The sequence below is a fragment of the Roseomonas sp. GC11 genome, from assembly GCF_024437745.1.
Taxonomy (GTDB): domain Bacteria; phylum Pseudomonadota; class Alphaproteobacteria; order Acetobacterales; family Acetobacteraceae; genus Pseudoroseomonas.
This window is the reverse complement of the sequence record NZ_JANFNY010000122.1, coordinates 1-9,835: the sequence shown is the minus strand read 5'-3', so window position 1 is coordinate 9,835 and position 9,835 is coordinate 1. Positions and strand designations below refer to the sequence as shown.

The following is a 9,835-nucleotide window of genomic DNA, read 5'->3' as shown; positions in this document are numbered from 1 at the left end:
TGGCGCGGCTGCGCGCCGCCCTGGCCGCGCTGCCCCCCGCCGCGCTGCACGGCCCCTTCCCGCCGCGCGCCCCGGCGCTGGGGATGGACCTCTTCACCCCCGGCGACATCCGCCCCGTCTGGGAGGCCAACCGCCTGGGCTGGCTGCCGCTGCTGGTGCAGGCGGCGCGGCTCTGGCCGGAGGAGGGCCACCACGCCCTGCTGGAACAGCGCATGGCCGCGTGGTGCGAGGCCAACCCGCCCTATCTCGGCCCCAACTGGGCCTGCGGGCAGGAGGCGGCGCTGCGCGTGCTGCATCTGGGGCTGGCGCTGGTGCTGGCCGGGCTGCGCGCGCCACCGCCGGCCGCGCTCGGCTTCCTGGCGCTGCATGAGCGGCGCATCAGCGCCACCCTCTCCTATGCCCGGGCGCAGGACAACAACCACAGCATCAGCGAGCCGGCCGGGCTGCTGGCCTGCGCCTGGCTGCGCGGCGACGCGGTGGCGGCGCGCTGCGCGGCGCGGCAGCTGGCCGAGGCGCTGCGCCGCCTGGTGGCGCCGGATGGCGGCTTCGCCCAGGTCTCCACCGGCTATCACCGGCTGCTGCTCGACACGCTCTCGGCGCTGGAGGCGCTGCGGCGCCACCTGGGCCAGCCGCCGCTGCCCGCGCCGGTGCCGCAGCGCGCCGCCGCCGCCGCCCTCTGGCTGGCACGGCTGGTGGCCTCCGATGGCGCGCTGCCGCGCCTCGGCCACCAGGACGGCTCGGCCTTCGCCGACCTCGCCTGCGCCGGCCCGGCCGATGCGCGCGGCAGCGTGGAGCGGGCGCTGCGCCTCTTCGCCGGCGGCTCGGCCGGCTTCACGGGGGAGGCGGGGTGCCTCTGGCTCGGCCTGCCGGAGGCCGCCGCCCTGCCCCGCCCCGCCGCCTGGAAGGCCAGCGGCAGCCGCGGCTGGGAGGCGGAGGGCGTGCGCGCCCTGATGCGCACCGGCCCGCTGCGCTTCCGCCCCGGCCAGTCCGACCTGCTGCACCTGGAGCTGTGGGATGGCGACCGCCCCGTGCTGGCCGATGCCGGCACCGGCGCCTACAACCCGCCGCCCGGCCAGGGCTGGTGGCTGGAGTATTTCGCCAGCGCCCAGGCCCATAACACCCTGCTCTTCGACGATGCGGAGCCGATGCCGCGCCTCGGCCGCTTCCTCTTCGGGGAATGGCCCGCCACCTGGTCGCTGCCGCAGGGGGCGGGGCTGCGCGACGGGCGCGGCAACCGGCATGAGCGCCGCCTGCGCGCCGAGGGGCGCGGCTGCTGGCTGGTGATCGACGAGGTGGCCGGCCCCTTCCGCTGGGTGACGCTGCGCTGGCGCCTCGGCCCCGGTGCCTGGCGGCTGACGGCGGATGGGGTGCTGGGCCCGGCGCGGATCTCCCTGGCCGCCGATGCGCCGCTGCGCCTGCGGCTGGAGGAGGGGTGGGAAAGCCCGGCCTATGGCGAGGCGCGGCCCTGCCCCGTGCTGGTCGCCACCGCCGAGGCGCCGGTGAGCTGCCTGACCACCACGCTGCGCCTGCCGCCCCTGCGCGCCCCCCTGCCGCCGCCCGGCTTCTGCCCGGAGGGCCGCTTCCCCCCCGGCAGCCGGCTGGCGCAGCCGCCCTGCCCGCGGGTGGAAACCTGCCCCGAGGCCACCGAATCCTGCCGCGCGGCACCCGGCGCGGGGGCGCCGCCGGACGAGGCACCCCCCGGCGCCCCTCCTGAAGGCGGAGCAAGCCCGGGCGGAGCACGCCCGGGCGGAGAACCGGGCGCCATGGCGCCCTCCGGAACCGCGCCCTCCGGGGACGGCCAGCCCAGGCCCGGCCAGCCTCCCCCACAGGACAGGACCGGATGCCCCTCGACCAGCTGCTGAGGGGCGTCTGGCGCCTGTGGCGGTGGCTGCTGCTGGCCTGCCTGGTGCTGACCGGCCTCGGCGCCACGCTGATCCTGCTCTGGCCGCGCGCCTATGTGGCGCAGGCGGTGGTGGCGCCGGCCGAGACCACGGGCCTCGCCGCCTCCACCCTGATCACGGCCAACATGCTCTCGCCGGGCAGCCTGCTGGACAACCGGCCGGGCGGCAATTTCGCCGTCTACCTCGCCGCCCTGCGCAGCCCGGAGGCGGCGGCGATGCTGGCACGCGACACCGCGGTGCTGCAGCAGATGGCCGGCCGCCGGGCGGAGAGCGCCCTGGCCCCGCTGCGCGCCTGGCTCGACCTCGACCGCGCGCCCGATGTGGAGGATGTGCAGCGCTGGCTGGAGCGCGCCCTGGCCGTCACCCAGTCCCTCGCCTCCGTCACCTGGACGCTGGAGCTGAGCCACCAGGACCGCGCCCTGGCGCTCGACATGCTGGAGCGGCTGCACCGCTTCGCCGAGGCGCGGGTGCGGGAGGACCTGCTGGGCATGATCCGCCGCCGCATCGCCGCGCTGGAGGGCCGGCTGGCGCAGGAGCGCGATGTCTATATGCGCACCCCCCTCTTCGAGCTGCTGGCCCAGCACCAGCGCGCCGCCCTGGTGGTGACGGCGGAGGAGACGATCGCCGCCCGCCTCGTCTCCGGCCCCGGGGTGGAGATCCGCCCCTCCGTGCCCAACCGGCCGCTGCTGCTGGCGATGCTGCTGGTGGCCGCGCCGCTGGCCTGCCTCTTTGCCGGGGCCTGCCTCGTGCTGCTGCGCGGCGGGCCCCGGCGGTGAGCGGCGCGTGAGCCCGCCGCCCCCGCTGGAAGGGCTGCGGCCGGGGGGGCTCCTGGCCGGCCTCCTGGCCCTGCGGGTGGACAGCGCCAGCCTGGCCAGCCTCGCCGGGCTGGCGGCGGCGGCGCTGCATTTCGCGGGGGCGCTGAAATCCACCCCGCCCGGCGCCGCCCTGCCCATCGACCTCACCCTGCTGGCCGGGGCGGCGACGCTGCCGCTGCTGCTGCTGCTGCTGCTGACGCGGCGCTGGTGGCTGCACTGGGGCGCCGGGCCGCCGCTGGCCGCCGCCGCGCTGCTCTGGCTCTGGCTGGTGCTGGCCGGCACCTGGAGCCTCAGCCACGGCATCCTGCCGGCCAAGCTGGCGGATGTGGTGCTGATGGGCCCGCCCATGCTGCTCATCGGCCTCGCCGTGGGGGCGGATGGCGGGGCGCGGCGGCTGTTCTGCGGCGCCACGCTGCTGGTCGGGCCGCTGGTGGCGGCGAGCACCGCCTGGGGCCTGGCGCATGGCGAGGTGGTGCTGGGCGGCCTCGCCGGCGCCAATCCGGACCTGCTGCGCGTGCAGTACCAGCTGGCCGGGCAGGCCATCGCCTGCGCCGCCGGGCTGGGTGCCGTGCGGCTGATCGAGTCGCGGCGCTGGCGGGGGCGGCTGTTCTGGGCCGGCTACACCGTGGCCCTGGCCGCCGCCGCGCTGCTGCCGGGGGGGCGGACGGCGCTGGTCTCGCTCGGCCTCTCGGTGCTGCTGATGCCGGCGCTGCGCTGCTGGTCGGCCGGGCGGCCGCGCGCGGCGCTGGGCTGGGTCGGGGTGGCGGCGCTCGGCGGCGGCGCCGGCATGGCGCTGCTGCTCGCCCAGGCCGAGGCGCTGGAAGGGCTGCGCACGCTGGAGCGCTTCACCGAGGGCGGGCTGGAAGCCTCGGCCCGCCCCACCCTGTGGCGCGCCGCGCTGGACTGGGCCGGGGCGATGGCGCCCTGGGGCCTCGGCACCGGCGGCTTCACCCTGGCCGCCGGCTATGGCGAGCGACGCGGCCTCTACCCGCACAACCACGCGCTGGAGGCGCTGGCCGAGGGCGGGCTGCCCGGGCTGCTGCTCTGGCTGGCCTGCTTCGGCGGCGCGCTGCTGCTGATGCTGGCGCGCAGCCGCCACGCCGCGCCGCAGCGCGTGGCGCGCATCGCGGCCCTGGTGCTGCCGGTGGCGCTGGCCGCGCTGGTCTCGACCGATCTCGGCAACCGGATGGTCTGGTTCGCCCTGGGTCTCACCCTGTCGCTGGGAGTGGTGGCACGCCGTGACCGAAGGACCGATTCCCCCCCGCCCGTTTCTTCCTGAAGACCGTCTTCCGCAACAGGGGCCGCCCCGCCCGCCGGGCTTCTATGCCCGGCATGGCAAGCGGGCGCTGGATGTGCTGGGGGCGGCGCTGGCGCTGCTGCTGCTGGCGCCGGTGCTGCTGGCGGTGGCGCTGGCGGTGCGGCTGGCGCTTGGCCGGCCGGTGCTGTTCCGCCAGGTGCGCGCCGGGCGGCATGGCCGCCCCTTCACCCTGCTGAAATTCCGCTCGATGCGCGAGGGGCCGGGGGATGACGCGGCGCGCCTCACCCCCTTCGGCCGCGCCCTGCGCGCCAGCGCGCTGGATGAGCTGCCGCAGCTGGTCAATGTGCTGCGCGGCGAGATGAGCCTGGTGGGCCCGCGCCCGCTGCCGCTGGCCTACCTGCCGCGCTACGCGCCCGCCCAGCGCGGGCGGCTGCGGGTGCGGCCGGGACTCGCCGGGGCGGCCCAGGCGGCCGGGCGCAACGCCGTCCCCTGGGAGGAGAGGCTCTCCCTCGACGCGCGCTACGCCCAGAGGGTGAGCCTGCGCGGCGATCTTCATGCCGCATTAGGAACGTTCCACATCCTGTTGAAAGGCCACGGCGTGAGCGCGCCGGGCCACGCCACCATGCCGCGCTTCGACGCGCCGCCCCCCCAACCAGACGCGCGGAAAGGGGGAGATTCCAACACCTCCGGTTGATTTGTTTCTTGCAAACTTGCCGCTGACCTGATTGCTTTAGGTTGTGTTCACAAAATCGTGAGCGGTGGTCATGGCAATGATGCAGAGCAGGGCGAACGGCTTGGCGGCGACGAAAGAGGCGGGCGGCGTCGTGCTGTTCCCGGCCCGGCTGCGACCTGCGGCCCCGCCGCAGCCCCGCATCCACCTCTCGCCCCCGGCCCTGGTGGGGGGGGAGCTGGCGACCCTCAGCCGGACCCTGACCTCGGGCTGGATCGCCCCGGCCGGCCCGGTGCCCCTGGCCTTCGAGGAGGCGATCCGCGACACGACCGGCTTCAGCCATGCCGCCGCCGTGGCCTCCGGCACCGCCGCCCTGCACCTGGCCTACCGGGTGCTCGGGGTGGAGCGGGGGGATGAGGTGTGGACGCAGAGCCTCACCTTCGTCGCCAGCATCGCCCCGGCGGTGCAGATGGGCGCCCGGCCGCGCTTCCTCGACGTCTCGCCCGAGAGCTGGACGCTGGACCCGGAGGTGCTGGAGACGCAGCTGCGCCAGGCGGCGCGGCGCGGCAAGCTGCCGCGCGCGGTGGTGCCGGTGGACCTCTATGGCCAGCCCGCGGATCTCGACCCCATCCTGTCGCTCTGCGGCCGCTGGGGCGTGCCGGTGCTGTGCGACAGCGCCGAGGCGCTGGGCGCGCATTACCGCGGCCGCCCCGTGGGCAAGGGCGCGGCGATGGCCGCCTTCTCCTTCAACGGCAACAAGATCATCACCGCCGGCGGCGGTGGTGCCCTGGTCTCGGACGACCCGGCGCTGATCGCCCGCGCCCGCCACCTCGCCACCCAGGCGAAGGAAGCCGCGCCGCACTACCAGCATGAGACGACGGGCTATTCCTATGGCCTCTCCTCGGTGCTGGCCTCGGTCGGGCTGGCGCAGATCGGCGCGCTGCCGATGCGCGTCGCCGCCCGCCGCCTCGTCCATGCCCGCTATGCCGAGGGGCTGGCGGAGCTGCCGGGCCTCAGCTTCATGCCCGAGCCGGAATGGAGCCACGCCACGCGCTGGCTGACGGTCCTCCAGCTCGACCCGCAGCGCTGCGGCGTGACGCCCGAGACGCTGCGCCGCGCGCTGGAGGCGGCCAATATCGAGAGCCGCCCGGTGTGGAAGCCGCTGCACCTGCAGCCCGCCTTCCACGGCGCGCGCTGCCACGGCGCCGGCCATTCCGTGCGCCTCTTCGAGCGCGGCCTCTGCCTGCCGAGCGGCGCCATGACCGCCGATGAGCAGGACCGCGTCATCGACACCATCCGCACCTGCCTGGGGGGCTGAGGCCATGCGTATCCTCTACCTGCACCAGCATTATTCCGGCCCGGCCGGCGCCACCGCGACGCGCAGCCACGCCCTGGCCATGGCGCTGGCGGCGCAGAGCCACCACGTCACCATCGCCTGCGGGCGCTACCAGGGCGCGGTCACCGGCCTCGCCGGGGCCTATCGCCACGGCCGGCGGGAGGGCGTGCTGCGCGGCCTGCGCATCGTCGAGTTCGACATCGCCTGTGGCAACGCGCAGGGCCTCTCCGCCCGCGCCGGCGCCTTCGGCCGCTATGCGCTGGAGGCCACGCGCCTGGCGCTGGGGGAGCGGTGGGACCTCGTCATCGCCAGTTCCACCCCGCTGACGGTGGCCGTGCCGGCGCTGCTGGCCAAGCGCCTGCGCGGCACGCCCTTCATCTTCGAGATCCGCGACCCCTGGCCGGAACTGCCGCGCGCCATGGGCGGCGTGCCGCGCTGGGCGCTCGGCGGCATGGGGATGCTGGCGGATGCCGCCTGCCGCAACGCCGCCGCCGTGGTGGCGCTGAGCGAGGGCATGGCCGAGACCGCCCTGGCCCGCGGCGCCCACCCGGACCACGTGCATGTGGTGCCGAATGGCTGCGACCTCGACCTCTTCGGCCCGCAGGTCACCCCCTGGCGCCCGGCCGAGGCCGCGCCCTGGGAGGTGCTGGCCGTCTATGCCGGGGCGCATGGCCGCGCCAACGGGCTGGAGCACCTGCTGGAAAGCGCCGCCGCCCTGCGCGCGCGCGGCGAGCGCCGCATCCGCCTGCTGCTGATCGGCGAGGGCAGCGAGAAGGCCCGGCTGAAGGCCGAGGCGGCGGCGCGCGGGCTCTACAACGTCACCTTCCTGGCGCCGCTGCCGAAGCGGCAGCTGGCGGCGCTGCTGGCCGGGGCCCAGGTCGGGCTGCAATGCCTGGCGCCGGTGCCGGAATTCGCCGAGTGGACGGCGCCCAACAAGCTGATGGACTACCTGGCGGCGGGGCTGCCGGTGGTGGCCAACCTCTCCGGCCGCGCCGCGCGGCTGCTGGCGGAGGGCCCCTGCGGCATCGCCACCCCGCCGCGCGATGCCGAGGCGATGGCCGATGCGCTGGTCTGGATGGCCGACCACCCGGCGCACCGCAATGCCATGGGGCGTGCCGCCCGCCAGCAGGCGGAACGGCACTGGGACCGCCGGCTGCTGGCCGGCCGCTTCACCGAGATCGTCGCCGGGGCCGCCGCCCCGGAGACCCGGCCGCATTTCGTCCCCGCGTGAGGCCGCCCATGAACCCGCCCCCCCCCAACGGCGCCGCCGCTTTTCTTCCAGTGTCCGGCGCTGCCGCTGGTGCCCGGCCGGGCACCGCCGCCCTGCCGCTGGTGCATCTCGTGGCGGCGGCGCGGCCCAACCTGCCGAAGCTCGCCGCGCTGTGGCACGCGCTGATGGCCGCGCCCGGCCTCTGCCGCACCGTGCTGGTCCATACCGGCCAGCACGCGGACCCGGCGATGTTCGGCAACCACCTCTCCGATCTCGGCCTGCCGGAGCCGACGGTCAGCCTGGGCGTCGCGGCGGGGGGCGGCCACGCCGCCTTCACCGCCCGCACCCTGACCGCCTGCGCCGCGCTGTGGGAGGAGACGCGCCCGGACCTCGTCGTGGTGGCGGGGGATGTGGACGCGACCCTGGCCGCCGCCCTGGCCGCGCGCAAGCTCGGCATTCCCGTGGCGCATCTGGAGGCCGGGCTGCGCTGCGGCGACCGCGACATGGCGGAGGAGATCAACCGCCGCGCCGTCGATTCCTTCAGCGACCTGCTCTGGGCGCCGGATGCCGCCAGCGCCAGCCGGCTCTGCCAGGAGGGGCACCCGCCCGGCGCCGTGCGCGCCGTCGGCAATGCGATGATCGACACGCTGCTGGCACGCCTGCCGGCGGCCCGCGCCCGGCCCCTGCCGGACGGGCTGCTGCCCGGGGCCTATGGCGTCGTCACCCTGCACCGCGCCGCCAATGTGGATGAGCCGGGGGCGCTGCTGCGCCTGCTCGGCGCGCTGAACGAAGCGGCGGAGCTGCTGCCCCTGGTCTGGCCGATGCATCCGCGCACGGCGCTGCGCCTGCGCGAGGCGGGGCTGGCCCTGCCGCCCGGCGTGCGGGCGCTGCCGCCGCTCGGCTATCTGGATTTCATCGGGCTGCTGGCGCGGGCGCGGCTGGTCGCCACCGATAGCGGCGGGGTGCAGGAGGAGGCGGCGGTGCTGGACCTGCCCTGCCTGACGCTGCGCCCCTCCACCGAGCGGCCGGTGACGCTGGAATCCGGCGCCAACCGCCTGGTGCCGCCGCACGCCCTGGCCGAGGCGGTGGAGGAGGTGCTGGATGGCGCCTGGCCCGCCGCGCGGCCGATCCCGCTCTGGGACGGGCGGGCGGGGGCGCGGATGGTCGCGCATCTTGCTGAGTGGCTGGCGGCGCGCCCGCGGCCTTCCACCGCCGCCGCCGGGCGGCCTTCCGGCGCCACCGCGGTGCGGCCGCCTCCTGCCACCCCGCCGCGCCAGCCTGTGCCCGCCGCCGCGCGGCATCCTGTTGCGGCCGCCACCCCCTCCCCCGGGGGGATGGCGGCCTGGGCGGCACGCCTCCCCTCGGGCGTGCCGTCCGCCACCCTGGCCGCGCCCGCGCCCTCCCCGGCGGGCGCGGCCCAGGATGGCTCTTTGGTGGATGGCGCGCCGCTGGCTGGCACTTTACCGCCGGGCCTGCTGTCCGGGGCGGCGCGCGCCACGCCTGGCGCCGCCCCGCGCTCTTCCCCGGCGGCGCATGACTGGAGCGCGGCGTGATGTCCGGCGCCGCGCCCCGCCCGCTGCGCCCGGCCCGGCTGGCGCCGCCGCCGCTGGTCTGCATGCTCTCCGCCGCGCATCCGCCCACCGACCTGCGCGTGGTCGGCAAGGAGGGCGCGGCCCTGGCCGCCGCTGGCTGGCGCGTGCTGCATCTCTGCCCCGGCACGGCGGCGCCGGAGCGCCATGCCGGTGTCGCCATCCGCCCCTATCGCCGGGCGCCGGGCTGGCGGGCGCGCCTCCTCGGCATCCGTGACCTCGCGCGCCGTGCGCGGGAGACGGAAGCGGCGGTGCTGCACGCCTCCGAGCCGGATGCCTGGCTGGCGGCGCTGCTGGCGGCGCGCCACCGCCCCACCCGCGTGGTGCTGGATGTGCATGAGCACTACCCCTCCCGCCTCGATGGCCGCCTGCCGGCGCCGCTGCGGCCGCTGGCGCGGCTGGCCATCCGCCTCGCCTGCCGGATGATGGCGCGCCACGCCGATGCCGTGGTGGTGGCGAAGGACGGGCTGGATGCCGATTTCGCCGCGCCGGAACGCACCATCGCCGTGCGCAACTACGCCGCCGCCGCCGCCATCCGCCCGCGCGAGCACCAGGAGGGGCCGCTGACCCTCGTGCATCTCGGCGCGCTGGGGCGGGAGCGCGGCGCCTTCATCATGCTGGAGGCGCTGGCGCTCTGCCCGGCGGGGACGCGGCTGAAGCTGGTCGGCCGCTTCACCGATGGCTCGGAGCCGGAATTCCGCGCCCGCGCCGCGGCGCTCGGCCTCGCGGAGCAGGTGGCGTTCACCGGCTGGCTGCCGCATGAGGCGGCGCTGGCCGAGGCGGCGGCGGGCGATCTCGGCCTGGTGCTGTTCCAGCCGGGGGTGGAGAATCACCGCCTCGCCCTGCCGCACAAGCTGTTCGACTGCATGCTGGCCGGGCTGCCGGTGATCGCCCCCGCCTTCGCCACCGAGGTGGCGGATGTGGTGCGCGCCTCCGGCAACGGGCTGCTGGTGGACAGCGCGGACCCGGCGGCCAGGGGCCCCCCCCCCACCCCCCCCCCCCCCCCCCCCCCCCCCCCCCCCCCCCCCCCCCCCCCCCCCCCCCCCCCCCCCCCCC

Annotated in this window: 8 protein-coding genes; all 8 read left to right on the top strand. The window is 77.0% G+C overall.

All coding sequences use genetic code 11. From position 1 onward, the window contains the following. Positions 1 to 1,862: heparinase II/III family protein (locus NON00_RS22865; RefSeq protein WP_256025090.1), on the top strand; the 1,862-nt coding region annotated here is incomplete at its 5' end. Then, the gene (locus tag NON00_RS22860; RefSeq protein ID WP_256025089.1) at positions 1,841 to 2,677 is read left to right on the top strand and encodes a hypothetical protein; all 837 of its coding nucleotides are present in this window, start codon (positions 1,841 to 1,843) and stop codon (positions 2,675 to 2,677) included. The genes NON00_RS22865 and NON00_RS22860, both read left to right, overlap by 22 nt. Positions 2,678 to 2,684: 7 nt before the next feature. Further along, positions 2,685 to 3,995, top strand: a complete 1,311-nt coding sequence (locus NON00_RS22855) for an O-antigen ligase family protein (RefSeq protein WP_256025088.1) — start codon at positions 2,685 to 2,687, stop codon at positions 3,993 to 3,995. Beyond that, a complete protein-coding gene (locus tag NON00_RS22850; RefSeq protein ID WP_256025087.1) occupies positions 3,955 to 4,668 on the top strand; it encodes a sugar transferase in 714 nt (237 codons plus the stop codon). The genes NON00_RS22855 and NON00_RS22850 overlap by 41 nt, the downstream gene beginning before the upstream one ends. A 100-nt stretch (positions 4,669 to 4,768) precedes the next feature. After that, positions 4,769 to 5,962: a DegT/DnrJ/EryC1/StrS family aminotransferase gene (locus NON00_RS22845; protein ID WP_256025086.1), complete on the top strand. Its 1,194-nt coding sequence runs from the start codon at positions 4,769 to 4,771 to the stop codon at positions 5,960 to 5,962. Between the two features lie 4 nt (positions 5,963 to 5,966). Next, the gene (locus tag NON00_RS22840) at positions 5,967 to 7,211 is read left to right on the top strand and encodes a glycosyltransferase family 4 protein (protein ID WP_256025085.1); all 1,245 of its coding nucleotides are present in this window, start codon (positions 5,967 to 5,969) and stop codon (positions 7,209 to 7,211) included. A gap of 8 nt (positions 7,212 to 7,219) precedes the next feature. Further along, positions 7,220 to 8,743 (top strand): non-hydrolyzing UDP-N-acetylglucosamine 2-epimerase, encoded by a 1,524-nt coding sequence (gene wecB, locus NON00_RS22835; protein WP_256025084.1) that lies wholly within the window; start codon positions 7,220 to 7,222, stop codon positions 8,741 to 8,743. Further along, the coding region (locus NON00_RS22830; protein ID WP_256025083.1) for a glycosyltransferase at positions 8,743 to 9,835 on the top strand (1,093 nt) is incomplete at its 3' end. The genes wecB and NON00_RS22830, both read left to right, overlap by 1 nt.